Annotated in this window: 24 protein-coding genes and 1 riboswitch; of the genes, 19 read left to right on the top strand and 5 right to left on the bottom strand. The window is 35.8% G+C overall.

The genetic code is table 11. The features are described 5' to 3' along the window. The first annotated feature begins 176 nt into the window (after positions 1-176). The 6 genes from EG342_RS13300 to EG342_RS13275 all read left to right on the top strand — a co-directional run bounded on the left by EG342_RS13300 (position 177) and on the right by EG342_RS13275 (position 5,675). On the top strand, positions 177-743 hold the full coding sequence (locus EG342_RS13300; RefSeq protein ID WP_103294093.1) for a DUF1599 domain-containing protein: 567 nt from the start codon (positions 177-179) through the stop codon (positions 741-743). 1 nt (position 744) lies between these two features. Continuing rightward, a complete protein-coding gene (locus EG342_RS13295; RefSeq protein WP_103294092.1) occupies positions 745-1,854 on the top strand; it encodes a BT_3928 family protein in 1,110 nt (369 codons plus the stop codon). A 35-nt stretch (positions 1,855-1,889) separates the two neighbouring features. Beyond that, positions 1,890-2,240 (top strand): tellurite resistance TerB family protein, encoded by a 351-nt coding sequence (locus EG342_RS13290; RefSeq protein WP_103294091.1) that lies wholly within the window; start codon positions 1,890-1,892, stop codon positions 2,238-2,240. Positions 2,241-2,282: 42 nt separating this feature from the next. Continuing rightward, positions 2,283-2,660 (top strand): GxxExxY protein, encoded by a 378-nt coding sequence (locus EG342_RS13285; protein WP_103294090.1) that lies wholly within the window; start codon positions 2,283-2,285, stop codon positions 2,658-2,660. A gap of 136 nt (positions 2,661-2,796) precedes the next feature. Continuing rightward, positions 2,797-3,555 carry a triose-phosphate isomerase gene (tpiA, locus tag EG342_RS13280; protein WP_103294089.1) on the top strand — a complete coding sequence of 253 codons (759 nt, stop codon included), beginning with the start codon at positions 2,797-2,799 and terminating at the stop codon, positions 3,553-3,555. A gap of 737 nt (positions 3,556-4,292) precedes the next feature. Then, positions 4,293-5,675 carry a T9SS type A sorting domain-containing protein gene (locus tag EG342_RS13275; RefSeq protein WP_103294088.1) on the top strand — a complete coding sequence of 461 codons (1,383 nt, stop codon included), beginning with the start codon at positions 4,293-4,295 and terminating at the stop codon, positions 5,673-5,675. An 86-nt stretch (positions 5,676-5,761) separates the two neighbouring features. Here EG342_RS13275 and EG342_RS13270 read toward each other — a convergent pair whose 3' ends face one another. Further along, positions 5,762-7,027 carry an esterase-like activity of phytase family protein gene (locus EG342_RS13270; protein ID WP_103294087.1) on the bottom strand — a complete coding sequence of 422 codons (1,266 nt, stop codon included), beginning with the start codon at positions 7,025-7,027 and terminating at the stop codon, positions 5,762-5,764. 256 nt (positions 7,028-7,283) lie between these two features. Continuing rightward, positions 7,284-7,471, top strand: a riboswitch (cobalamin riboswitch). Positions 7,472-7,542: 71 nt separating this feature from the next. On the opposite strand from EG342_RS13270, the gene EG342_RS13265 reads away from it, so the two are divergent. Continuing rightward, positions 7,543-8,658, top strand: a complete 1,116-nt coding sequence (locus EG342_RS13265) for a T9SS type A sorting domain-containing protein (RefSeq protein ID WP_103294086.1) — start codon at positions 7,543-7,545, stop codon at positions 8,656-8,658. Between the two features lie 202 nt (positions 8,659-8,860). On the opposite strand, the gene clpP is transcribed toward EG342_RS13265, so the two are convergent. The 3 genes from clpP to EG342_RS13250 form a co-directional block, all read right to left on the bottom strand. Beyond that, the gene (clpP, locus tag EG342_RS13260) at positions 8,861-9,547 is read right to left on the bottom strand and encodes an ATP-dependent Clp endopeptidase proteolytic subunit ClpP (protein WP_027373257.1); all 687 of its coding nucleotides are present in this window, start codon (positions 9,545-9,547) and stop codon (positions 8,861-8,863) included. A 107-nt stretch (positions 9,548-9,654) separates the two neighbouring features. Further along, positions 9,655-11,640: a DNA primase gene (gene dnaG, locus EG342_RS13255; protein WP_103294085.1), complete on the bottom strand. Its 1,986-nt coding sequence runs from the start codon at positions 11,638-11,640 to the stop codon at positions 9,655-9,657. A 190-nt stretch (positions 11,641-11,830) separates the two neighbouring features. Then, a complete protein-coding gene (locus EG342_RS13250) occupies positions 11,831-12,571 on the bottom strand; it encodes a T9SS type A sorting domain-containing protein (RefSeq protein WP_103294084.1) in 741 nt (246 codons plus the stop codon). 159 nt (positions 12,572-12,730) lie between these two features. Here EG342_RS13250 and tsaE point away from each other — a divergent pair, with 159 nt between their 5' ends. From tsaE to EG342_RS13215, 7 genes are all read left to right on the top strand, one after another. Next, positions 12,731-13,132: a tRNA (adenosine(37)-N6)-threonylcarbamoyltransferase complex ATPase subunit type 1 TsaE gene (tsaE, locus tag EG342_RS13245; RefSeq protein WP_103294083.1), complete on the top strand. Its 402-nt coding sequence runs from the start codon at positions 12,731-12,733 to the stop codon at positions 13,130-13,132. Positions 13,133-13,200: 68 nt separating this feature from the next. Further along, positions 13,201-14,391 carry an alanine dehydrogenase gene (locus EG342_RS13240; RefSeq protein WP_103294082.1) on the top strand — a complete coding sequence of 397 codons (1,191 nt, stop codon included), beginning with the start codon at positions 13,201-13,203 and terminating at the stop codon, positions 14,389-14,391. Beyond that, positions 14,391-14,762: a DUF4258 domain-containing protein gene (locus EG342_RS13235; protein ID WP_103294081.1), complete on the top strand. Its 372-nt coding sequence runs from the start codon at positions 14,391-14,393 to the stop codon at positions 14,760-14,762. Before EG342_RS13240 ends, EG342_RS13235 begins: the two co-directional genes overlap by 1 nt. Positions 14,763-14,781: 19 nt before the next feature. Further along, positions 14,782-15,555, top strand: coding sequence for a histidine kinase (locus EG342_RS13230; RefSeq protein WP_103294080.1), 774 nt, complete (start codon positions 14,782-14,784; stop codon positions 15,553-15,555). After that, complete coding sequence (locus EG342_RS13225; protein ID WP_103294079.1) at positions 15,530-16,240, top strand: LytR/AlgR family response regulator transcription factor; 711 nt, start codon at positions 15,530-15,532, stop codon at positions 16,238-16,240. Before EG342_RS13230 ends, EG342_RS13225 begins: the two co-directional genes overlap by 26 nt. Positions 16,241-16,391: 151 nt before the next feature. After that, positions 16,392-18,671: a cation:proton antiporter gene (locus tag EG342_RS13220; protein WP_103294078.1), complete on the top strand. Its 2,280-nt coding sequence runs from the start codon at positions 16,392-16,394 to the stop codon at positions 18,669-18,671. 320 nt (positions 18,672-18,991) lie between these two features. Further along, complete coding sequence (locus EG342_RS13215) at positions 18,992-19,537, top strand: hypothetical protein (protein WP_103294077.1); 546 nt, start codon at positions 18,992-18,994, stop codon at positions 19,535-19,537. A gap of 8 nt (positions 19,538-19,545) precedes the next feature. On the opposite strand, the gene EG342_RS13210 is transcribed toward EG342_RS13215, so the two are convergent. Then, on the bottom strand, positions 19,546-20,172 hold the full coding sequence (locus EG342_RS13210) for a hypothetical protein (RefSeq protein WP_246008619.1): 627 nt from the start codon (positions 20,170-20,172) through the stop codon (positions 19,546-19,548). A gap of 291 nt (positions 20,173-20,463) precedes the next feature. On the opposite strand from EG342_RS13210, the gene EG342_RS13205 reads away from it, so the two are divergent. The 5 genes from EG342_RS13205 (at position 20,464) to EG342_RS13185 (ending at position 24,603) form a co-directional block, all read left to right on the top strand. Then, on the top strand, positions 20,464-20,880 hold the full coding sequence (locus EG342_RS13205) for a hypothetical protein (RefSeq protein WP_165787497.1): 417 nt from the start codon (positions 20,464-20,466) through the stop codon (positions 20,878-20,880). 225 nt (positions 20,881-21,105) lie between these two features. Beyond that, positions 21,106-21,951 (top strand): prephenate dehydrogenase, encoded by an 846-nt coding sequence (locus EG342_RS13200; protein ID WP_103294075.1) that lies wholly within the window; start codon positions 21,106-21,108, stop codon positions 21,949-21,951. Positions 21,952-22,097: 146 nt separating this feature from the next. Next, positions 22,098-22,364 carry a DUF2089 family protein gene (locus EG342_RS13195; RefSeq protein ID WP_103294074.1) on the top strand — a complete coding sequence of 89 codons (267 nt, stop codon included), beginning with the start codon at positions 22,098-22,100 and terminating at the stop codon, positions 22,362-22,364. Between the two features lie 17 nt (positions 22,365-22,381). Then, positions 22,382-22,963, top strand: a complete 582-nt coding sequence (locus EG342_RS13190) for a YIP1 family protein (protein ID WP_103294073.1) — start codon at positions 22,382-22,384, stop codon at positions 22,961-22,963. Between the two features lie 5 nt (positions 22,964-22,968). Then, positions 22,969-24,603 (top strand): serine hydrolase domain-containing protein, encoded by a 1,635-nt coding sequence (locus EG342_RS13185; protein WP_164465184.1) that lies wholly within the window; start codon positions 22,969-22,971, stop codon positions 24,601-24,603. The last annotated feature ends 10 nt before the right edge of the window (positions 24,604-24,613 follow it).

The following is a 24,613-nucleotide window of genomic DNA, read 5'->3' as shown; positions in this document are numbered from 1 at the left end:
AAGAAGAGTTAAGAACATAGCTAAAGCTATTAATATAGCCACATATTACCCGTCTTTGGTTAAAATTATAAAGGGCAGATAGTCTTTGTAAATTATCTCCTTCTACGCTCTCAACCCTTTGCTCTCACTCGTAAATATCGAACCTAATTCGTATATTTGGAAGATTAAGAAAACTTATGTTACAAACATCAATACAATTCGAGAAAATTATCAGTCAGTGTCGTGATCTTTTCGGTAAAAAGCTACAGGATTATGGAGCAGCGTGGAGGGTTTTAAGGCCGAGTTCCATTACGGATCAGATTTATATCAAAGTCAATAGAATCCGTACTTTGCAGATGACTGATAAAAAAATGGTGGATGAAAGTGAGGAGGATGAATTTATCGCAATTGTCAACTACTCTATCATTGGACTTATCCAGCTTGAGAAAGGTCTATCCAATGATTTTAATGAAAATAAAGAAGAGATTTTAAGTCTGTATGACAAATATGCCAACGAAGCGAAAGCTTTAATGGAAAGAAAAAATCATGATTATGGCGAGGCATGGAGAGATATGAGAATTTCTTCTATTACAGATCTTATTTACCAGAAAGTATTGAGAACCAAACAAATTGAAGATAACCAGGGGCAAACTATTGTTTCGGAAGGCCTGGATGCCAATTATTTCGACATGCTGAATTATGCTGTCTTTTGTCTGATTAAGTTCTCTGAAAAAGAAAATCAATTCGAACCCAAAAATATTTAACATGATCAAAGGTTTATTACGCTTTATTATTGCTGTCATTTTTATCCTTTCAGGCTTTGTAAAAGCTGTGGATTTGGTAGGATTCTCTTTCAAAATGGAAGAATATTTTTCACCTGCTGTATTCAACATGCCATTTTTTGAAAAATTCGCTTTGCTGTTTTCAATTATTGTGGTTGTATTAGAGCTTTTCCTTGGGTTTATGTTGCTGCTTAAATTAAAGCTTAAATTTACCTTATCAGCGCTAATAGCACTTTGTGTGTTCTTCGGATTTCTTACGTTCTATTCTGCGTATTTCAATGTAGTAACGGATTGCGGTTGCTTTGGAGATGCCATCAAGTTTACTCCTTGGCAAAGTTTCTTTAAAGATGTTGCTCTTCTGGCAGGACTTATCCTATTGTTTGTTCTGTATCGAAAAGACTTCCGTAAAAAGGATGAATATAGCAGCGACAGAAAGGAATCATCGGGCAAATTCAAATATTATTTACTCGCTGCTTTCGCTGTGGTAATGATCTACATTATGGCTCAGGGAATTATGCATGAACCACTTATTGATTTCCGGGATTATAAAATCGGAACAGATATTAAGGGTGAAAAAGATAAAATCAATAAAAATCCTTCTGAATATAAAACTTTTTATTCGCTGAAAAATCAGAAAACCGGCGAGGCTGTAAAGGTTAACCAGGATGATTATATCAAAGAAACAAAATATTGGGCAGAAGGTTCTCCATGGAAAATTGAAGAAGGGAAAAATGAATCTGTTCTGATAAAAGAAGGCTATAAATCTGAAATCGTTAAATTCAAAATTGAAGATCCTACAGGAATAGAACTTACGGACGAGATCATAAAAGCTCCGAAAGCTATTCTTGTTTTCTCCTATCATCCAAAAGAGGTTTCAGCTGATCTTCTTCAAAAAGTAGAAACTAAGGTAAATGCCCAGAAAGGAGTTCTTATCTATGGTGTTTCAACGGATCAGAATACTTTTAAAACCATCAAAAATGCCATGATGGACGGAACTGCCATTAAAACCATTGCAAGAAGCAATCCTTTTGTATTGATTCTTGAAAATGGAAAAATTGTAGACAAGCAACCTGCAAAGGACTATGTCAACTAGAAAACTTAAACATTAAATTTTAAACTGTAAACAACATGCAAAAATCAAATAAATCAATTGCCGGATACCACTTATTAATGATCTTATCTTCTGTAGACGGAGAATTTGCTCCGGAAGAAGGAATGCTTGTACAGCAGTATATGGCTGATGAATTTCCTTTCAGAATGAATCTTGACAATGAACTGGAAACTCTTGCCCTTTTACAACCTGAAGAATGGAAAGATCACTTTGAGTTTCATGCAAGATGTTTCCATGATGACTCTACGGAAGCTGAACGTGTAAAGTTTGCAAAATTTGCAAAATCATTAATCAAAGCAGATCATAAAGTAACTGAGGAGGAGCATACCTTCTATATTCTTTTGAAAAACCTTTGGGGATTAGCATAGTTATAAGCTCGCAGATTTTGCAGATAACGCAGATTATTTCTAATGACAGAAAATGAAATTTCATATATCGTAAGAAAATGTGTTTTTAATGTCTATAACCAGTTAGGACCTGGTTTATTGGAATCAGTGTATCAAAAAATACTGATTTACGAATTAGAAAATAATGGGTTGAATGTTAAATCAGAGGTAATGCTTCCTGTCTATTATGATAAGAAAAAATTTGATATTAATTTTAAAATTGACATTTTAGTAGAGGATAAAGTTATCTTAGAATTGAAATCAGTAAAGGAGTTGGATAATGTTCATTATAAACAATTGTATACCTATTTAAGGTTATCTGATAAAAAATTGGGATTATTAATTAACTTCAATACGTCCAATATTTTAGACAATATAAAGAGAGTCGTAAATAACCTATAAAATGTGTATTGTGACTTTATTAATCTGCTAAATCAAACTAATCAGCGAGAAAAAATAGAGCACGCAGATTTTGCAGATAACGCAGATTCATCAGTGGAAAGAAATAAAAAGTAAATAAATCAATATAATAAGTCTTATGAGAAGAAAAATAGTTGCAGGCAACTGGAAAATGAACAAAAATGTAATTGACGCACAACAATTGATGATTCAGTTACTAAGCTATAAGAATAACAATGCAACCAACTGTGAGGTTTGGATTGCTCCACCATCTTTATATCTGATGATGGCAAAAGACATCTTTGAAAAGGATGAAATCGGAGTATTTTCTCAGGATATGAGTGAGCATGAAAGCGGTGCGTACACAGGTGAAATTTCTGCAGATATGCTGGAATCGATTGATGCAACCGGTTCATTAATCGGGCACTCTGAAAGAAGACAGTATCACGGAGAAACGGATTCTCACTGCAACAGAAAAATCAAATTGGCTCTGGACAAAGGTCTTATTCCTGTATATTGTAACGGAGAAACTCTTGAACAAAGAAAAGCAGGACAACATTTTGAAGTGGTAAAAAATCAGACTGAAGTCGCATTATTTACACTTTCTGCTGAAGAAATTAAAAAGGTAGTGATCGCTTATGAACCTGTTTGGGCTATCGGAACAGGAGAAACAGCAAGTCCTGAGCAGGCTCAGGAAATTCATGCTCACATCAGAAGTATCATTGCTGCTAAATACGGACAGGAAGTTGCTGATGAAATCTCTATTCTTTACGGAGGTTCTGTAAAACCGGATAATGCAAAAGAAATTTTCTCTCAACCTGATATCGATGGAGGTCTGATTGGAGGTGCAGCCTTGAAGTTGGAGGATTTCTCTAAAATCATTGAAGCTTTCAACTAATATTGAGAAGAGCCATAAACATATAGCTTTGATTTCTTTAGAAATCTAAGATTCGACATCATTGTTGATATAAAATATGGAAAACAAAGTCCTGGAAAATTACTTCCAGGACTTTTTTATTATCAGTTTTGACTAAAGCCAATGGAAAATCGTTATTATCTTTTAAACGGGCAATATCCTAAGATCTTATAATGGATAGAATCGGTTGCCTTGCTTATTGAGTATAAAATTAATATTATTTTTTCATTAATCACTTGATGATCCAAAAGAAAGATATATTTTTGTAATTGAAAACATAAGATCCGTTATTAATGATTTTATTGTTTTCTCATAAAAACTAAAACCTAAATTTAAAAATCAACTCAACCATGAAAATCAACAAAACTATTTATATTTCATTTTATTAATTCATCAACATTAATTGTTTCAAACAATTAATAATAATTCTTTATTTTTTCAAGTCATAAGGAGTATTTCAACAATACAACTTGTACGGTTATTTCTTAAAATCTCCAACAATAACTTTCATGATACTGAGAAAGTTAAGATTTCATGATTAATCATCAATATTTGATTGCCAAAATACATTCCCATTAATTTCATCCATTCATTAACTCTAATTTCTTGTATGAATTAATTTGATCTTGAAAAAATTCATTTTTATGGAGTTCAGAAACCATTCAAACGAAGCGAATCCGAAAAGCTAAATGAGTAGGAAAATATTATAAAACTTATCTATGAAAAAACAATTATGCTTTCTATTTATCTTCATTATAATAAATAGTTTCTCTTATGGACAATGTTTCAAGGAAATCAGTGCTGGGAATGACTATTCATTGGCCATAAAAAATGATGGAACATTATGGGCATGGGGATTTAATAGTCTGAGTCAATTGGGCGATGGAACCACAACAAGTAGATCGGCTCCGGTTCAAATAGGAACAGCTACTGATTGGAAAACCATCTGTGCTGGTTCCAGCTATTCAGCAGCAATAAAAACAGATGGGAGCCTTTGGATGTGGGGATTTAATTCTTCCGGGCAATTAGGTGATGGAACCAGTAGTTCCAGGCTAGTTCCAACACAGATAGGGACATCAACGAATTGGAAAAGTATAAGTACTGGAGATGGAATTTCGTTAGCAATAAAAACAGACGGAACACTGTGGGCTTGGGGACGTAATACTGATGGAATATTGGGGGATGGTACAACCATCGACAGAAATACACCAACACAAATCGGAACTGCAACGAATTGGAAAAGCATCAGTGTTGGATATAGTCATTCACTGGCAATCAAAACAGATGGAACTCTATGGGGATGGGGACACAATGGCTATGGACAAGTAGGCAATGGATCAACAACAAACAAAACCATCCCGGTACAGATAGGAACAGCTACTGATTGGCAAAGTATTGATGCCGGTTATAGTTATTCTGTAGCCACAAAAACAAACGGAACCCTTTGGGCTTGGGGATATAATCACTATGGACAACTCGGAGATGGAACATTAGCTGATAAGCATTCACCAGTACAAATTGGAACAGGAAACAATTGGCAAAACATATCTGCTGGGGGGCGTTCTGTCTTTGCTATAAAAACCGATAAAACATTATGGGCATGGGGAGAAAATGGTTTCGGTCAATTAGGTAATGGTACCATGTATACGAGCGTTCTTGTACCAACACAAAACGGAACGGAGACTAATTGGCAAAATATATCATCCGGTACGAAACATACTTTCGTTACCAAAGCAGATGGTACATCTTGGCTATGTGGAAGCAATGGCAGCGGGCAATTAGCAGATGGAACTACCACCAATAGAAATACCCTTATTTCTCTGGCTTGCCCCACGGCTACCTTAGCAGTTGATGAGACTTCAACAACATCAGACCATCTAAAAATTCACCCTAATCCCGTACATGACAACTTAAATATTTCGTTTGACCAAAAGATTCTTACAGTTATGGTCTACAATATGGCAGGACAACAAATACTTACTAAAGCAATCAATGATAATAAAGGAACAGTGGATATTTCTTCTTTAGGATCCGGAACGTACCTGGTTAAGATAAATACAGATAATGATATTGCCAAAACGATAAAGGTAATCAAACGATAAGTATCAACAAAAACCTCTAAAACAAGCAATAATGCAATAAAAACGGCGGAATCTTCGATTCCGCCGTTTTCTTTAAAAAAATCTAATTATTGAATATCGACTACGTACATAGTTCCTTTGTCTACTTTACCTGTTTTAGGTAAAATTTTGGCTTTTGGGTTCCCGTTTCCGTCATCTACTACTCCGAAGTCATCATCATTGAAGACAGCCAGTTTATTATTTCCGAGATAAACAATCCCTTCAAATTTATCATGTTCATACCCTAGTTTTGTAACAAGATTTACTGCTAATGTTTTTGAAACTGCTTTGATTCCTGCAGTGGCAAGTTCATCCCAGGTACATTCTTCCAATGCTTTATTATTCACCTTCATTCCGTCAACGGCAGTAAAATCAGATCCGGTAACATCGGTTGCTCCGCCGATGTTGATTCTGTATACTTTCTTGATTCCTCCCTGAGATCCAAAGTTTCCATCTCTTTCTATCACTAAGAATTCGGTATTGCTTAAAGCTGTAATATCACAGACAGAATCCGAAGCACCACCATCCTGCTTGTATAAAAACTGCTTAGTCTGGCCGGTAACCGTATCGAAAGTCACAATTCTCGTTAAAGTTGTATTCTTTGCGGCAGTTTTATTGGGAACATACATCATGGATTGCATAGTACCTACCAACGTTCTTCCATCCGGTGTTAAGCAAAGTCCTTCCATTCCTCTGTTGGCTCTTCTTTTTGCTAAAACCGCAGGCAGTTTTCTCGTTCCTGTATTTACTCCAACCGGACTTATTCTTTCCATTTCTATGCCTTCAGCGCTGTAATGAACGATATGCGGACCATACTCATCAGAAACCCAGAAAGTACCGTCTGGAGCTGCCACAATACTTTCACTGTCCAATCCATATTTATCTGTTCCCAAGACATTTCCTGTTGCATCATAAGCAACTTCTCCGGTACTTCCCATTCCTACAGGGTTTGGTAATCCAGTAATTGGTTGCCCGGATGGATTTTTAAGTTTAATATATTTGATTACCTCAATATTTCCTTCGGCATTAATTTTAAAATGCATAATTGTTGGGGTAAAATTGGGGGTCAAAAACTTTTTACCGTTCAGATAATCTGTATTCGGGCCACGGTCGGTAATGACATAAAACTCTCCTTTCCTGGATGGATGAGCCGCTGCACCGGAACCAAATCCGCCATTGATCACATCTACTCCATTGATGGTTGCCATTTTTGTAAAAGCAAACTCCTGAGGAAGCTTCGAATAATTGATATCCTGGTTATTTGCATTGTCATCATCTTTATTACAAGAGAATAATGCGGTCATAACCAGCGCCGGTAATAGTAGTTTTTTCATATTAACTTTTATGGCGCGAAAGTATAAATTGATTGTAAACTGATCTTAAATACAATGATAATTATATTTTAACAATAGAATCTCCAAAATGAATTCAATATAAACAACAAAAACTCAAAATTAACATAACAAATAAAGCATTTAACTCCAATTCATTAACAATCAGTCAAATTAAAAATTTCAACTGTACTCAACGATCCGAACATTCGGGGAAGAAGAGAAATAATTCACAAAACGGTTCCGGAATTTATATGATATATTTGCGGCGTTTTAAGGTTGAACATTGTTCATTAATAGGGAATCAAGTGAGAATATCAATTCTTGAGCTGTACCCGCAACTGTAAGCTGTTTTACCTATAGTTACATCATACCACTGGCCCAAAATCCCGGGAAGGTTTAGTATAGGATGCGAGCCAGGAGACCTGCCTTGGAAAAACTTTTAATTTGAGGATTGAGGATATTAGTCCTTTTCCATTTAATAAGTTTCGGGAATAAAACTTTAATTTAATTATATCATGAGAAAAATCTATTTCTTTTTCTTACTGTTTTGCATGCAGTTTTTATGGGCTCAATTTACAGAAAATGACATCCGTTTTTGGGTGGGAACAGGTTCTAAAAAAGCTTATTTTGTCACTGATTTTAATGACAATAATACTCCAGAATCTTATGCCTGGGGATATCGTTTTGACTCCAACAATTTAACCATGGAGGACATGATCAATGCTATTGTAACGGCAGAACCTAAAATGGCTGTTGACATTCCTACCGGCTTCCTTTTTAGCCTTACTTATAATGATCACACTCCTTCTACCGATGATTATTGGATTACCTGGTCCGGACCCGGCGCAGAAAATATGACCTGGAATAATGGTGTTGGCTATACTCCGCTAGTTGATGGAAACTGGTATGGGGTGACTTACGGATCTGATGATACCGTTATCAATACTCCGCCATCTGTACCTGTTGCAGCTTATAGTTCTCAATGGTACAAATCATCGCAGATTACTAACTGGATTGGAACCGGAAGTAATAAAAGTCTTGTGGTGATTGATTTTGGAACTGACACTACCACCGGAAATGCCAATTCTTTTGTCTTTGGAATTCAATACAACGGAAGTATAAATGCAGAACAGGCGCTGCAACTCATTCAAAGTCAAAGTTCTTATTTCAGTTTTACCGAAGGAAATGGTCAGATTTCTAACCTGTCACTTAATAGTTTTACCGGAAATACTTCCGGATCGGAAAGCTGGAAACTGTACAAAGGGAAAGACCTCTCAAGCTGGCAACAGAAAGCTGATCTTTCGCAGATCCAGTTGGGAAATAATGACTGGCTGGGCTTAAGCTTTGGACAAAGAAGACCATTTATCCCTACAGAAGCGATTGATGCAACACTTGGTACCTCAACGGTGAATAAAAAAGTTTTTAATATTTACCCAAATCCGGCCAGTGATTTTATTCAAATCGACACTACCGATAGCCTGAAAGAAGTAAATATTTATTCGGTTACCGGACAAAAAGTAATGACTTCCCAAACTGCAAGAATTAATATTCAGTCTTTACACTCAGGAGTGTATTTTGTTGAGATTAAAACAGCCAAAAACTCTAGTATTCACAAGGTTGTAAAGAAATAAGTATTGGTTAACCACCCCGTCAAAAATTCTTTGAATTTTTGCCACCCCTCCGGAGGAGGGGAACATTCACCTCTTCAATTCGAGGGATGCAGATAACAGGACTGATACATTGACCGTAGATAATTCCTAATGAAACTGACAGTTTGATACAAAAAGAAACGCACCGGATTGGTGCGTTTCTTTTTTATGATTTTACAATCAATTATTTTTTCTCTGTAGATCTCTGTAAAACCTCATCTACCATTCCGTAGCCTTTTGCTTCTTCAGAAGTCATCCAGTAGTCTCTGTCAGAAGATTTTTCAACCCACTCATATGTTTGTCCTGAATGGTGACCAATGATCTCATAAAGCTCCTGCTTTAATTTCAACATTTCTCTCAGGTTGATTTCCATATCAGAAGCAACTCCTTGTGCTCCTCCTGACGGCTGGTGAATCATTACTCTTGAGTGCTTAAGAGCAGAACGTTTTCCTTTTTCTCCGGCAACCAATAATACAGCTCCCATTGAAGCGGCCATACCTGTACAGATTGTCGCAACATCCGGCTTAATGATCTGCATTGTGTCATAAATTCCAAGACCTGCATACACGCTACCTCCAGGAGAGTTGATGTAGATCTGAATATCTTTAGACGGGTCTGCACTTTCTAAGAATAAAAGCTGAGCCGTCACGATATTGGCAACCTGATCATCAATACCTGTTCCCAGGAAGATAATTCTGTCCATCATCAAACGAGAAAAAACGTCCATTTGAGCAACATTTAATCTTCTTTCTTCCATGATGTACGGAGTAAGATTCGTTGGGCCATACATTCCCATATACTGATCGGTAACCAAACCGTTATTTCCTAAATGTTTTACAGAGAAATCTCTGAATTCCTTTTTAATGTCCATATTTCTATTATGTATTATTTTAAATTTTTTCAAAGTTTAAATTACAATATTTATTCCTAAAAATTTATAGGACTTTTTGTCACAGAATACAAAAAATTGTATTTAAACTATCTTTTTCGATCTCCATAAATGCCTTTGATAGGAGAATATTCGATCATATTGCTCAATCGTATGGAAGCCTGTTTCAATAAAGTAATCTTTTTGATCAGTTCAAAGTATTTCGTTTCATCTGTACTACTATGCTGATCAAGTTCTTTTGCCGTTTCCTTGATTAAATAGTCAATATATCTGTATTTGTGCAGCAGAACATCACCTTTAATCTGATCTGCCACTTTATCACCATAATTAGGGGGATAGATATTTCTGGAAGCCCAGTTTTCAAGCTCATCCAAAGGAATCAACGCATCTACAACCTTTGTTGTAATTTCTTCATCCATAAAAGATACAAAAAAGTTTCCACTTCTCAATTCTTCCTTCTGAATTCCCTCCTTTACCTGGTTGATAATAATTTCATTTTCTTTCACTAAAAAGGCATATTGTTCCTCGTCAAAATGATGGAGAATTTCTTCAATAACCGTAATCTGGTATTCTTCATTCTGATCATTTTTTCTCTTCAATACGATGTCGCCAAACATCAGCATATGATCTACCAGTTTATTTTCCATAAACAGAACATCATACAGAAAAGGGTCTTCTTTCTCCTGATCCAGAGGAACAATCTCCATCTTCGGAGCCGCTTTTTCTTTTTGCTGCTGCTGAACATGATGAGTCTGGTTCTGCGTGATCTGCTTCTGAACATCCAGTTCATTAAAAAGACTCTGCTCAGAAAGGCCGAATTTATTGGAAACTTCCTTAAGATATACTTCCCTTTTCAGCGCATTCTGTACAAAGGAAACCGATTTTACGATATCACGTATTGCTTCTGCCTTTTTAATAGGATCATTTCCGATGTCCCTTAACAGGATTTCCGCTTTAAAGTCGATAAAATCCATCGCTTCATTTTCGATGTATTTTTCAACATATTCCTGCGGATGCTTTCGGGCAAAGGAATCCGGGTCATCGCCATCAGGGAAGAGCAATACACGAATGTTCATCCCTTCAGTAAGCAACATATCAATACTTCGGAAACTTGCTTTAATACCGGCATTATCACCATCAAAAAGAATGGTTACGTTTTCCGTAAGCCTTTTAATCAACTTAATCTGCTCTGTAGTGAGAGAAGTTCCGGAACTCGCCACCACATTTTCAATGCCTGACATATGGAGTGAAATAACATCCATATAACCTTCCACAAGAAGACAGGCATTCTTTCTTGAGATGGATTGTTTACTCTGGTTTAATCCATAAAGAACATTGGACTTATGGTAAATCTCTGTTTCCGGAGAGTTGAGATATTTCGCCGTTTTGACATTATTCTTTAGAATTCTGGCCCCAAAACCCAACACTCTTCCTGAAAAACTATGGATCGGGAAAATAACTCTTTCCCGAAATCGGTCGACTCCTGCAGGTGTATTTTCCGGAAAGATAGATAATCCTGATTTTTCAAGAATCTCTTTGCTATAACCCTTTTCCAGGGCATATGTTGTAAAGGCATTTTTCTTTTCAGGGGAATATCCAAGCTGGAATTTTTTGATGATATCATCTTTCAGCTCTCTCTCTTTAAAGTAAGCAAAACCAATATTTCTGCCTTCTTCGTCATCCCAAAGTATCTCCTGAAAGTAGGTATTGGCAATTTCATGAATCTTATACAGCAGATCTTTTTCGGTCTGCGCATGTTTTGCTTCTTCAGAAATCTCACGCTGATCTTCCTCAATTTCAATTCCATATTTTTTGGCAGCGTGGCGAAGAGCCTCAGGATAAGTAAAGTTTTCAATTTCCATTAAAAAGGAAATAGCGGTTCCCCCTTTTCCTGTGGAGAAATCCTTCCAGATCTGCTTGCTTGGTGAAACGACAAAGCTTGGAGATTTCTCCTCATGAAACGGGCTGAGTCCTTTGTAATTAGACCCTGCTCTTTTCAACTGAACGTACTCTCCTACTATTTCTTCTACCCGTATCGTTGAGAAAATTTTATCTATACTCTGCTTGGAAATCATGCTGTAAAATTAAGTATTTTTATATAGATTCCGTAAGGTTTTGAGAGATCTCGTTGGAGAGCCGGAGATAAAAGGTTTCATCATATATTGTTAGGTGTTTAATTTTTATTTTAAAGAAAATAAGAGTTTATAATACAAAAAAGATCTCCATGACGGAGATCTTTTTATATCTTAAAAATAAAATTCAGGATTATTTTTTAATAAATATTTTGGTAGACGTCGTTCCTGCTCTGTCTGTAAACTCCACAATATAACTTCCGGTGCTAAGGCTTTCGATTGATATTGAGTTATTATTCACTTTTGGAGTCTGTATTTTTTTACCTTCCATGGTATAGATTGTTGCAGATGTGATCTCTTTTTCTGATTTAAAATTTAAATCTCTCCCTGCAGGATTAGGATACACTCCTGTTTGTTTCTTCTTCATTTGTACATCATTTACGGAAAGCGTAAGAGAAGTTACATTTAAAGTATAAGGAACTGTTTGTGGATCCGGCCATGAAGAAATCAGTATATAATAGGTCTGCCCTGCCGTGACTGCAAAATTGTCGACAATGATATTATCACCATCACTAACACTTCCTTCACAGGCAGCATAATTTAAACCAATATTGGCACAGTCGTTATAAACAAACAAACCGGTCCAGCCGGTTGCTCCGGGAATTTCAATTTTTATGGTTCCGGTAGAGGTGGCAGTGTAAGAGTAAATGACATCATTTCCACCATGGTAATAATTCCCGAATTCATCCGCAGATCCACTACATGCGGGGCTGTTATCAGGATCCGGGTCATAATTGTCTGCGTAATTTGCTGTGTCGTCCGTAGTGGTATACGGTAAAGAGCTTATAACAATAGGATTACTGCAAAGAGTTCCTACCTGCGCGCTTGTTATTCCAAAAAAAGAAATTAATAAAGCAGAGTAAATGTTTTTCATAATAAATAATTAGTGTCCAATCAAATATACATATTTATTGATAAAAACAGGAAAAACATTCACAAAAACTATTAAAAACGCATACAAACCAAAACAAATATTATCATATTACCAATTAACTTTATCTTGAAAAACATAATTTAGATTTAAATTTGACGAATGAAAATACAATCGTTACAAGAATGGCAGCAAATTGTAGATGAAGTCATTCCTAGTTTAAAACATAATATCCTTTTATTAAAGGGAAATCTTGGTGCAGGGAAAACTACCTTCACCCAATTTTTGCTTAAAAGCCTGGGAAGTACGGATGAAGTAAACTCACCTACTTATTCTATTGTGAATGAGTATATGACTTCAAAGGGGAAAGTATATCATTTTGATCTGTATCGTTTGAAAAACATTGAAGAAGTCTATGATATCGGTATCGAAGAGTACCTGGATAATTCCTTTCTCTGTATTATTGAGTGGCCGGAGGTTTATGAAGACGAACTGTACGGACTCAACTACCACACAATGAGTATTGTGAACAATGGTGAAAGCAGAGAAGTTTTATTCGACTAAATATTATGTATCTTTGCTTCCAAATACAATGTAAAATAACAATCTGTAAGACATAATTTAATTTAAGGATGAGTACAAATATTTTTACTCCTTTCACAGAAGAAGAATTGATGCCGAAAGAAGAAAAATTGGAGGTGATAAAAAAAGGGAAACAATTCAGTATTGGAATACCTAAAGAAACCTGTCTTAATGAAAGGAGAACCTGCATTACTCCTGACGCAGTACAGGTACTGGTAGAACACGGCCATGAGATCATTGTAGAATCAGGGGCCGGAGAAGGATCTTTTTTTACAGATTTACAGTATTCCGAATCAGGAGCAAAGATCACCAATGATCCTAAAGAAGCTTTTGGACAGGATCTTATCCTGAAGATCAACCCTCCTACAGAGGATGAGATTGATTTTATGAAGCCCAATACCTATTTGGTTTCAGCCCTTCAGATCAACCTTAGAGATAAAGGATATTTCCTAAAACTTGCAGAGAAAAAAATAAATGCCATCGCGTTTGAATTTATTGTTGATGAATACAAACAACTTGCATTGGTACGCTTAATCGGCGAAATTGCAGGAACTGTATCTATTTTGTATGCCTCAGAATTATTAGCCTTATCTAATGGGTTAATGCTCGGTGGTATCACAGGAGTACGACCTGCAGAAGTGGTCATCCTTGGAGCAGGTATCGTAGGTGAATTTGCCACGAAGGCAGCCATAGGTTTAGGAGCCAGCATGAAAGTTTTTGATAATTCACTTTCGAAATTAAGAAGACTTCACACCATGGTTGACAGCCGCGTTCCTACCTCTATTATTGACCCGAAGGAACTTAGCAAAAGCTTGAGACGCGCCGATGTAGTAATAGGAGCCCTTCCAAGATTAAATATGACACCTATTGTCACTGAAGATATGGTGATGAAAATGAAAAAAGGCAGCGTCATCATCGATATTACCATAGACAACGGTAAAGTAATTGAAACTTCCGAGCTTACTACTATGGAAGATCCTTATATCATCAAACACGGCGTGATCCATTGCGGACTGCCGAACCTTACTTCAAGAATGCCGAGAACCACCACAAAGGCTATCTCGAATTTCTTCCTTTCCTATATTTTAAATTATGATGAGGAAGGCGGATTTGAAAATATGCTTATCCGCAAAAATGAAATGAAGCAGAGCTTATATATGTACAAAGGAAGACATACCAAAAAGATCATCTGCGACCGTTTCGGACTAACGTATCATGATATCAATCTTTTAATTTTCTAATGAAGAAACTGAAATTTTATGCAATAGGCTTCATTCCGGGGCTGTTGATCGTATTTTTTATTTTAAACAAAAAAGGAGCAAGCTGCAGCGGTTATCTGCCCAACAGTCGTGTGATTGCAGAATCACTCTCCAAAGAATTTAAATATTCTGAAGAGGCCAAACAAGCGATGATCACTTACAAGATTGATGAAAAGTTTGTAAAAGACAGCATTGTTACCCAGGGAAAAGTAGATTTTGACCGAAGTCATGCACAGAAAAAGCCATGTCCGGATTATCTTTTACTATACCCGGAAAAAAATCCGGCCTACGAAATCTCTTTTGAGAAATGTGAAGAAACGGTGACTGTAAACAGTCTTAAGAAGCTTAAATAGTTTAGTAAAAAAACCATTTATGGGAGGCAATTACTACATGATTCATGATTACCTGATATTCATCGGAGTTTTTGCCATTTTCTTTTTTCTGACTACGAGTATTTATCTTTTCAGCCAGAATCAAAAGCTGAAACAGAGAAATACCAAACTGTCTGAGACGAATAAAATTATTGAACAGCGCCTGAATGAGGTTCGTCTGGAGCATATTGGCACCAAACTAAATCCTCATTTATTTAAAAACATACTCAATTCTGTTCAGTCTCATGCCTACCAGACGTATATGTCGCTGGACAAACTAGCCAATGTGCTGGATTACATTTTATATGAAAGCAATAATAAATATGTAAGCCCAAAGGAGGAACTGAATTTTGCATTAAGTCTTATCGAGATCAATAAAATCAAGATCAATCCTCTTTTCGATTTCAGGATCAAATCCAGGGTTAATAAGTCTGATTCTGTATATGAAGAAAAGGTTTTTGCCCCTTTGATCTCTGTCGATCTTATCGAAAATGCGTTTAAACATACGGATTTCCTTGCTCAGGACTCTTTTATTTCAATCTATCTGGAGCTTGAAAATGGTATTTTCACCATGAAAGTCAGCAATAAATCGTCATTAAAAAATATTCTGGAAAAGGAAAAAAGCGGTTTCGGAAGCCAGTCTTTGGATCAAAGGCTTAAAATGATTTACAGTACTCATTATCAGCTGGAAAAAAGTTCAAAAAACGGTATCTTCACTGCAGAATTAAAAATCAACTTAGGAGAATTTTATGATAAAGTGCGTTATTCTGGATGATGAATTACTGGCTATCAGTTATTTAAAACTTTTATGTGAACAGGTTGATGACGTAGAAGTGGTAAAGGCATTTAATGATCCTAAAATATTTCTGAACGAAATCAATACACTCGATTGTAACCTCTGTATTCTCGACATCGAAATGCCCGGAATGACAGGGCTACAGGTTGCTGAACTGATCTCCGGAACCAAAAAAATCATCTTTACAACTGCTTATAAAGAATATGCTGCTGAGGCCTTTGACCTCAATGTGGTGGATTATGTCAGAAAACCTATTAAAAAAGAGCGTTTAATCCAGGCTTTCGAAAAAGCTAAAGAACAGATAGAAGTACCACAGAAGAAAGCCTTCATCGAATGGAATACCAATATTGGAAAAACCATTATCCTGACCGAGCAGATTGCTTACATCAAAACTTCAGAAATCGACAGTCGTGATAAGGACATTACCCTCAATGACGGAACAACGATTGTCTTAAAAAATCTCAATTTTAAAAATCTCCTTGAAATGCTTCCCGCCAGAGATTTTGCACAGGTCAACAAAAAAGAAATTATCGCGTTGTCTTCCATTAAAGTATTTTCAACCAACGAAATCATTACCACCATCCCTACAGAAAATGAACACTTTTTGAAGCTTCAGATTGGTGATGCCTACAAAAGTTCTCTCCTGGAATTGTTTATAAAATAGCAATCTGTTATTTTATGTACCCCATCAAATCAAAGACTATTTCTAAGATATTACATTTTATTACATTTTTTGAAGCATTTGTTACATTTAAAAAAAAAGAGTATTTAACATAACTATATTCTTATCAACTTTGCATGAAAATATTGGAATCATGAATTGGGGAAAATACAGAAATTTAATTTTCTACATTATAACTATAGCAGTCTTTTCCTGTCTGATGTACTTCTTTATTATAGAAGGTCAGACATTAGAAATAAAAGAGAATATTATCACCAAAACCACTACAGGATCCACCTGGGAAAACTTTCAGGAGTCTTTTAAAACCAATCTTCATCACCCGCTTGCTTTATTATTGGCACAGATTGTCACCATCATTCTGACCGCACGACTTTTTGGATGGATCTGCATGAAGATCAAGCAGCCTACTGTAATCGGAGAAATGATTGCCGGTATCGTACTGGGACCTTCTCTTGTAGGAATGTACTTTCCTGAATTTTCAGCTTTCCTTTTCCCAAAAGAATCTCTGGGCAACTTACAGTTTCTAAGCCAGCTAGGTCTTATTCTTTTCATGTACATCGTAGGAATGGAGCTGGATTTGAGTGTTTTAAGAAAGAAAGCTCATGATGCCGTAGTGATTAGCCATGCCAGTATTATTATTCCTTTTGCTCTGGGAATTGGTTTGTCTTATTTTATTTATCGTGAATTTGCCCCTGACGGTATTCAATTTACCTCATTTGCTTTATTTATTGCAATTTCTATGAGTATCACAGCTTTTCCGGTATTGGCAAGAATTGTACAGGAGAGAAATCTTCAAAAAACAAAACTGGGAACTATTGTTATAACCTGTGCTGCAGCTGATGATATTACGGCATGGTGTATTTTGGCAGCTGTTATTGCCATTGTAAAAGCAGGTTCTTTTACCAGTTCTATCTACGTCATCCTGATGGCAATTGCTTATGTATTTTTAATGATTAAAATAGTAAGACCTTTCCTGAAAAGAATCGGAGATCTTCAGGCCGGAAAAAACACCATCAGCAAACCGATGGTTGCCATTTTCTTCCTTACTTTAATCTTGTCATCTTATGCTACGGAAGTCATTGGAATCCATGCTTTGTTCGGAGCATTTATGGCAGGAGCTATTATGCCGGAAAATGCCAGATTCAGAACATTATTCATTGATAAAGTGGAAGATGTGGCATTAGTACTTCTTCTTCCTTTGTTCTTTGTCTTTACTGGACTCCGCACTCAAATAGGCTTGTTGAATGACAGCCACCTTTGGATGACTGCAGGATTTATTATTTTAACTGCTGTTGTTGGGAAATTTGCGGGAAGTGCATTAACGGCTAAGTTTGTTGGGATCAATTGGAAAGAAAGCTTAACAATTGGTGCTCTGATGAATACCAGAGGTTTAATGGAGCTTATCGTTTTAAATATCGGCTATGATCTTGGGGTTTTAGGACCCGAAATCTTTGCGATGCTTGTTATTATGGCTTTGTTTACTACATTTATGACGGGACCTGCTTTAGACTTTATTAATTTTATTTTTAAATCTAAAAAAGATGAAGATCAACCTCTTCATGAAAACGACTCCAAATATCGTGTTCTTCTATCATTTGACAACCCCGAATCCGGAAGCACTCTTTTAAAACTAGCTCATGATTTTACCAATAAAATGAATGGTAATAAAAGCATTACGGCGATGAATATTGCTCCGGTGAACGAAATGCATGCTTATGATACGAATGAATATGAAAACTCAAAGTTTCAAAATGTTATTGAGAAATCTCATGAACTAAATCTGGAAGTTACCACCCTTTTCAAGGCTTCTACCGATATAGAAAATGATCTTACCAGTATTAGTAATAAAGGACATTATGACCTCCTACTGATTATGCTTGGAAAATCCATGTACGAAGGAAGTTTACTCGGACGATTACTGGGATTCACTACCAAGATTATTAACCCTGAAAAATTACTGAACACCGTAAAAGGTAAAGGAAGCATCTTCAACAACTCTCCTTTTGATGATTTTACACTGCAGATTTTAGATAAAACCAATATTCCTGTTGGAGTGTTGGTAGAAAAAGATTTTCATGCCGCAGATAAAGTATTTGTTCCGATTTTTAACCTGAGTGACTTTTATCTGCTGGAATATGCTAAAAGACTCATCAACAATAATAATTCACAGGTAATTATTCTGGATGCCGCCGGACAAATCCGTCATAATATTGAAGTAAAAGAACTGATCAGAAGCATTGAACAGGTAGCCCCGAATCACATCACTTTATACAACGAAAAGAAAATTGAAAAAGAATTTTTGAACTCCCAGGATCTGATGCTGATCAGCAGCAAAAGCTGGAAAAACCTTATTGATACGAAAAGTCTGTGGCTCTCGGACATTCCTTCCACATTGATTATTTCAAACCCATAAACAGTCCGTAGTTCTATATATTTTTTACCGGTTTTATTGATAATCCCAATTATCAATAGACTGATAAGTATAAAAAGCTACATAAGTCGGCAGTATTTCTTTAGTGAATACTGTCGATTTCTATTTTTCCGGTAGTTTTTTCTGCCGGGTTCCAACCAAAAAGGGTCAAAAAGATTAGCCTCATCTATTCTTGATTCAATAAAATGAGACTCAAGGATTAAAATACCACAATTACATTATTAAAATACCACAAAATTTTATATTTTTACATTGAAATAAATACTAATATCAACGAAACACTAACGATTAAACAAAATACAATGTGTCGATATGCCATGATGGTTTACAAAGGTCATTATGCCTGTTTTAACTGCCAGAAAACGTTCAAACGCCGGGTTTTAAAAGATGTAGACAGAGACGCACAGGTTTCTGTCGAAGCCAAATGTCCTGAATGTGGAAATCTGATGGCCAGTATGGGCCTGGATTTTGAATCACCGGCAAAAAATGACCATAAACAGTGGGCACATATCAAAGACTTATATACAGTCGGAATTACCTTTCATTCCTGTGGATGTTCCGGTCCCGGATATATTCCCCAAGACCGCAAAGCTATTATTTCTTATCTGGAAAAAATTCGCTCAGAATATATGCATTCTCTGGTATTCTGGAGATACCGCATTGAACCTGAGAATAAAAAAGAGCGTGAACTGGAATATCAGAAAAACGGTTCCAAATTATGGACAGTCAATCGCAATGCTTTTAAACAAACGGTAACGAATCAGGAAGGAATCAATTTCTGGCTTACCAAAATTAAAGAAGTAGAAGAACAGCTCAGCCTGATCCGTGAGAAAAAATCTAAGGCTTAGTTGTCGGATTAAAATATTTTTGTTTGAAGTCTTTTAAAATCCTCGATGATTCTTTTTTCTTCCTCCCTCACATAATCTCCGCTGAAAGGAGCACCACAATCCTGACTATTGACAATATGGATCAAATTTCCCTTTTCAAAATAATTCCGTGTTTCCGTGATCTCTGACTTTTTAAAATCAAAAGCCTCTGTATCATTATTCTCCTTCATTGCTTTTTGATCATAAAAGAGCGGACGGTTGTATTTATATTCTTTTTCAAAAACAAAAGATAATTTCCCGTTAAGCAGATAGTATTCTACCAGCAACTGCCCCATTTCACCATAATGCCTGGCAATAATCTTTTCCAGACGCTTGTTTTGGTAATACAATCTGGCTTCTCCTCCTTCGGCCGATTCACCTTCAATGTTTTTGCTTTTGACAGCCGACCAATTTTTTATAGAATTGATTCGCTTAAAATTTGTTTGAATAGGCTTCAGACGGTCTTTTAAATATTCATGAGCTTCAGTGTCTTCTTCATTGAAACTTGCTTTTATTTTCAGTGTATCTTCCACTGAATTTTGAACTAATCCTTTGGCAGAGCTGAAATGACAAGTTATTAACAGAACAGATAACAAGTATAAAAATCTATTTTTCATGATTCTGTGTTTTTGAATAAATGTTTCTTTAAAATTATTAAAAAAGCAACATAAAAGGAAATGAAATGCCATAATTACTTACCAATTTTCATGATTTTAAGCAGAAAAAACGTATCTATGTCTCACCTATTGATTCTGCTAATTTTTTAATTATAAAACCAAATGACTATGTGCTGCCTGATTCTATTGCTATTTTTAAGCCTCATCTCTTGCAGGAAAAATACAGATCCGGTTGAAAATCAACTTAATTTAGTTCAAGACACTATTACACTCAATGATTCCATCATACGAATGAGAAATCACGCGTTGAGGCAAACTATAACAGGCCAATGGACTTTTGACACCTATTCAGATTCCGACAAAGCAATGTTTGAGCATTTTGTTTTAGATTTAAAAAACGAGGACGATTCTATTAAGGGACGATATTGTGCAACAGCTGATGAAGGAAAAAAACTGGACTGCAGCACCACTGAATATAATATCCATGGACGCATCGCTGATGGTAAGATAACAGCAGAATTTTACAGTTTTTTAGGTTCCAAAGACAACAAAGGAATCGCAGAAATTAAACTTATCAATACCTATCATTTGGAATGGAAAATTATTAAGTCACCCCGGCCTCCATTTCATTTTCCAAAACATACCCTTTTTGACATAAAAGTCACTTCAAGAGGTTGTGTTTATACCGTTAGAAAAACTGATAAATAAGCAATTTAACTCATTATCCTTAACAATAAGCTTAGTCTGCCACTTATTAATTTTCTTCAAAAATTTCTTAAGTTTAAAAAATATTTTATAACTTCGCCTTGTGAATTTTAACAACGAAACATATTATTATAGAATTTTTAACTCAGATCTGGGATAGGGATTCTTATGAACATAACTTAAAACCTCGTCCTTGACGGGGTTTTTTTATTTTAAAAAAAATTAAAGATGAAAATAAGTATTATAGGAGTCGGATTAATCGGAGGTTCGATGGCATTAAAATTAAGAGAAAAAGGAATGGCCAGCTTTATCTACGGAATTGATAAAGACAAGCAACATATCATTGAAGCTCTGGACCTCAAAATAATTGATGCAGAAGCAACCCTGGAAGATGGAATTAAAAATTCTGACCTTGTCATCATTGCCATTCCGGTGGATGCTGCCAGAAAAGTATTGCCGGGAGTACTGGATCTTGTTTCTGATCATCAGACGGTAATGGACGCGGGATCTACCAAAGCAGGAATCGTAGGTGCTGTTAAAAATCATCCCAACCGTGAAAGATTTGTGGCCTTTCACCCGATGTGGGGAACAGAAAATAGCGGCCCTAAATCTGCCATCGCCGAAAGTTTCGCAGGAAAAGCGGGAGTTATCTGCAATAAAGAAGAATCTGCAACGGATGCACTGTATACCGTTGAAAAGGTTGTGAATGCTCTTGACATGCACATGATTTACATGAATGCCGAGGATCATGACATTCATACCGCCTATATTTCCCATATTTCCCACATTACTTCGTATGCTCTGGCCAACACCGTTCTGGAAAAAGAACGTGAGGAGGAAACCATCTTTCAATTAGCCAGTTCGGGTTTTTCAAGTACGGTACGTCTCGCCAAATCTCACCCTGAAATGTGGGTTCCTATTTTCAAACAGAATAAGGAAAATGTACTGGATGTATTGAATGAGCATATTACTCAGCTCAGAAAATTTAAGTCGGCGCTAGAAAAAGAAAATTATGAATACCTGCAAGAACTAATCAGTAATGCTAATAAAATAAGAGGAATCCTGGATAAATAATCCGGGATTTTTTGTTTTACTATTCATCTAAAAAACTTCAATACCAAGCACTCTTTATTTAAATTCGTTTCATATTTTTTTAATAAAATTAAAAATTATTTTAACTTTATTAAAAATTAATCCTATTTTTGTCAAAATACTTATCCATGAAACTACCCATAGTCTGCCCAAGTTGTGATCATACTCTTAACGTAAGCCAGATGACATGTTCAAATTGTAAAACAGAAGTAAATGGTGATTATGAACTTCCGGTTCTCTTAAAACTCAATCGTGAAGAACAGGATTTTGTTCTCAGTTTTTTTCTGTCGAGCGGAAGCATTAAAGAAATGGCAAAACAGGCAGGTCTCTCCTATCCCACTATGAGAAATAAAATGGATGACCTGATCAACAAAATCACTCAACTTAAAAACTAATCTGTAAACTCAATGCCATGAACTGGAAAACAATCTTTAATCCTTTTGAAAAATTTGATGAAAAATTACTTCTTTTTATAGGACTTTTAACAATACCCTTGTCTATTGGAATCGGATACTGGACTGAAAGCAGTTTCAGCAGCATCTACAAAATCAGCAGTTTGGAAGAAACCTCTCTTCAAACCGTTGCAGTGCTCACTTTGATAAGTTTTACGTCTGCCATAGTGGTTCTTTTCATTTTAGGTAAAATCTTCAACAATAAAACGAGGCTTATAGATATCATCAATACCGTTTTAATTTCACAATTGATTTTAATCTTTTTACAGCCCATAGGAAAATTAGCTTTTATCAACGAAGCAAAAGAGAGAATGATCAGTTATCAAAACCATTCCGGTGGGTCATTTCCTTTTTTGGATACCGCCATTACGATGGCAATGGCTATGTTTTTTATTGTCATTTTAATATACAGTATTATCATTTATTACAATGGCTTTAAAACGGCGACCAATATAAAAAAATGGCAGCATATTGTCCTCTTTGCGTTCGTTTCACTGATTACTACTTTAGTCTGCCAAATTTTAACAACTCAACTAATTTAAATACTATGAAAACCAAATTAATCGTCGTGCTGGTATTGCTGGCACAGCTTTGTTACGCCCAAATTGAGGGTATATGGAACGGTGAACTTGACACCCAAACCATGAAACTTCCCCTTATCCTGAAAGTAAAAAAAGAAAAGAAAGGTTATAGCTCCTTGCTTAATAGCCCTAAACAAAGCACTCAGGATATCGGAGTCGATAAAATATCATTCAATAATAATGAGCTCAATTTTGAAATCCAGAAGATAAATGTTTCCTACAAAGGAATCTATCAAACAGATCACATAGAAGGAACCTTTACTCAAAATGGCAAAACATTTCCTTTAAACCTATTCCGAGAGCTCAAAAAGAGCGCTGATATCCCTTATCTTAACGGTAAAGCAATCAATATTCAAAAAATTGATGAATTTTTAGATTATTTTGTTAAGAACAATCAGGGAATTGGAAGCCTGTCGATTTTCAGAAATGGTTCGGAGGTTTATCACAAAAACTTTGGACAACAGCAGCTTAAAAATATTACTTATGATCAAAACACTCAATACCAGATAGGCTCCATCAGCAAACTTATGACGGCTGTGATGCTGCATCAGTTAATAGAAAAAGGAAAACTCAATATCAATGAAAAGTTATCGAAGTTTTATCCTGACATGCCGAACTCTCAGAATATTACCATAAAAAACATGTTGAATCACACCAGTGGATTGGGAAATTACGTCGGAAGTTCAATTGAAAACAATTGGCTTTTTGGAAAACCTATAGGTGATAAAGCCATTATCGACGCGATTAAAAAAGAAGGAATCAGCTTCCAGCCCGGAGAAAAGGTAAAATATTCCAATTCAGCTTATTTTCTACTGAGCAGGATTTTAGAAAAACTACACCAAAAGCCTTACAATATTATTTTAAAAGAAAACATCCTGGCAAAAGCCAATATGAATCATACTTTTTCTGTGCTCGACAATCCTAAAAATATTTTTAAATCATACGAATATAAAGATAGTCAATGGGTGGAAGTGAAAGACTTTGACTTTCATAATTGCATAGGTTTAGGCGACATTGTCTCTACCACCGAGGACTTGAATATTTTCATCAATGCTTTGTTTAACGGACAATTTACCCAAAAGAAGAATCTGGAAATGATGATTTCAGATAAAAACGAAAAACTTTTTGGCAGTGGAATTATAAAGATGCCTTTCTATAATATTATATCTTACGGACATGGTGGTGATACCGCCGGCACGCATTCAACCGTATCCTATGAACCTATCGATCAGTTATCCTTTGCCTCGACCATTAATGGAGAAAATTTATCTCATAATAACTTTTTTCTGGCAATCCTTAATCTGATCTATAACCAGGACTATAAATATCCCGTATTGGATACCGTTCAAATTCCAGTCGCCCAACTTGAAAAGTATTCCGGAGATTATTCTTCAAAAGATATTTCTTTAGGCTTAAAAATATCAACCAGGAATGGAAATCTTTTTGCCCAGGGAGATAATCAGCCGGAGTTTATGCTCGAGTATGTTGATAAAAATCAATTTAAATTTGAAAAAGCGGATCTAACAATCACTTTTATGCCGGAAAAAGACCAACTACAACTTATACAACATGGAAAAACATATCTTTTTAACAAAAAATAATTCTCTTTAA

It is taken from the genome of Chryseobacterium lactis (genome assembly GCF_003815875.1).
Classification (GTDB): Bacteria; Bacteroidota; Bacteroidia; order Flavobacteriales; family Weeksellaceae; genus Chryseobacterium; species Chryseobacterium lactis.
This window is presented reverse-complemented; position numbering and strand designations above follow the sequence as displayed.

Coding starts and splice junctions, on each gene's coding strand:
- EG342_RS13300 (WP_103294093.1), top strand. CDS start 177: ATGTTACAAACATCAATACAATTCGAGAAAATTATCAGTCAGTGTCGT.
- EG342_RS13295 (WP_103294092.1), top strand. CDS start 745: ATGATCAAAGGTTTATTACGCTTTATTATTGCTGTCATTTTTATCCTT.
- EG342_RS13290 (WP_103294091.1), top strand. CDS start 1,890: ATGCAAAAATCAAATAAATCAATTGCCGGATACCACTTATTAATGATC.
- EG342_RS13285 (WP_103294090.1), top strand. CDS start 2,283: ATGACAGAAAATGAAATTTCATATATCGTAAGAAAATGTGTTTTTAAT.
- tpiA (WP_103294089.1), top strand. CDS start 2,797: ATGAGAAGAAAAATAGTTGCAGGCAACTGGAAAATGAACAAAAATGTA.
- EG342_RS13275 (WP_103294088.1), top strand. CDS start 4,293: ATGAAAAAACAATTATGCTTTCTATTTATCTTCATTATAATAAATAGT.
- EG342_RS13270 (WP_103294087.1), bottom strand. CDS start 7,027: ATGAAAAAACTACTATTACCGGCGCTGGTTATGACCGCATTATTCTCT.
- EG342_RS13265 (WP_103294086.1), top strand. CDS start 7,543: ATGAGAAAAATCTATTTCTTTTTCTTACTGTTTTGCATGCAGTTTTTA.
- clpP (WP_027373257.1), bottom strand. CDS start 9,547: ATGGACATTAAAAAGGAATTCAGAGATTTCTCTGTAAAACATTTAGGA.
- dnaG (WP_103294085.1), bottom strand. CDS start 11,640: ATGATTTCCAAGCAGAGTATAGATAAAATTTTCTCAACGATACGGGTA.
- EG342_RS13250 (WP_103294084.1), bottom strand. CDS start 12,571: ATGAAAAACATTTACTCTGCTTTATTAATTTCTTTTTTTGGAATAACA.
- tsaE (WP_103294083.1), top strand. CDS start 12,731: ATGAAAATACAATCGTTACAAGAATGGCAGCAAATTGTAGATGAAGTC.
- EG342_RS13240 (WP_103294082.1), top strand. CDS start 13,201: ATGAGTACAAATATTTTTACTCCTTTCACAGAAGAAGAATTGATGCCG.
- EG342_RS13235 (WP_103294081.1), top strand. CDS start 14,391: ATGAAGAAACTGAAATTTTATGCAATAGGCTTCATTCCGGGGCTGTTG.
- EG342_RS13230 (WP_103294080.1), top strand. CDS start 14,782: ATGGGAGGCAATTACTACATGATTCATGATTACCTGATATTCATCGGA.
- EG342_RS13225 (WP_103294079.1), top strand. CDS start 15,530: ATGATAAAGTGCGTTATTCTGGATGATGAATTACTGGCTATCAGTTAT.
- EG342_RS13220 (WP_103294078.1), top strand. CDS start 16,392: ATGAATTGGGGAAAATACAGAAATTTAATTTTCTACATTATAACTATA.
- EG342_RS13215 (WP_103294077.1), top strand. CDS start 18,992: ATGTGTCGATATGCCATGATGGTTTACAAAGGTCATTATGCCTGTTTT.
- EG342_RS13210 (WP_246008619.1), bottom strand. CDS start 20,172: ATGAAAAATAGATTTTTATACTTGTTATCTGTTCTGTTAATAACTTGT.
- EG342_RS13205 (WP_165787497.1), top strand. CDS start 20,464: ATGAGAAATCACGCGTTGAGGCAAACTATAACAGGCCAATGGACTTTT.
- EG342_RS13200 (WP_103294075.1), top strand. CDS start 21,106: ATGAAAATAAGTATTATAGGAGTCGGATTAATCGGAGGTTCGATGGCA.
- EG342_RS13195 (WP_103294074.1), top strand. CDS start 22,098: ATGAAACTACCCATAGTCTGCCCAAGTTGTGATCATACTCTTAACGTA.
- EG342_RS13190 (WP_103294073.1), top strand. CDS start 22,382: ATGAACTGGAAAACAATCTTTAATCCTTTTGAAAAATTTGATGAAAAA.
- EG342_RS13185 (WP_164465184.1), top strand. CDS start 22,969: ATGAAAACCAAATTAATCGTCGTGCTGGTATTGCTGGCACAGCTTTGT.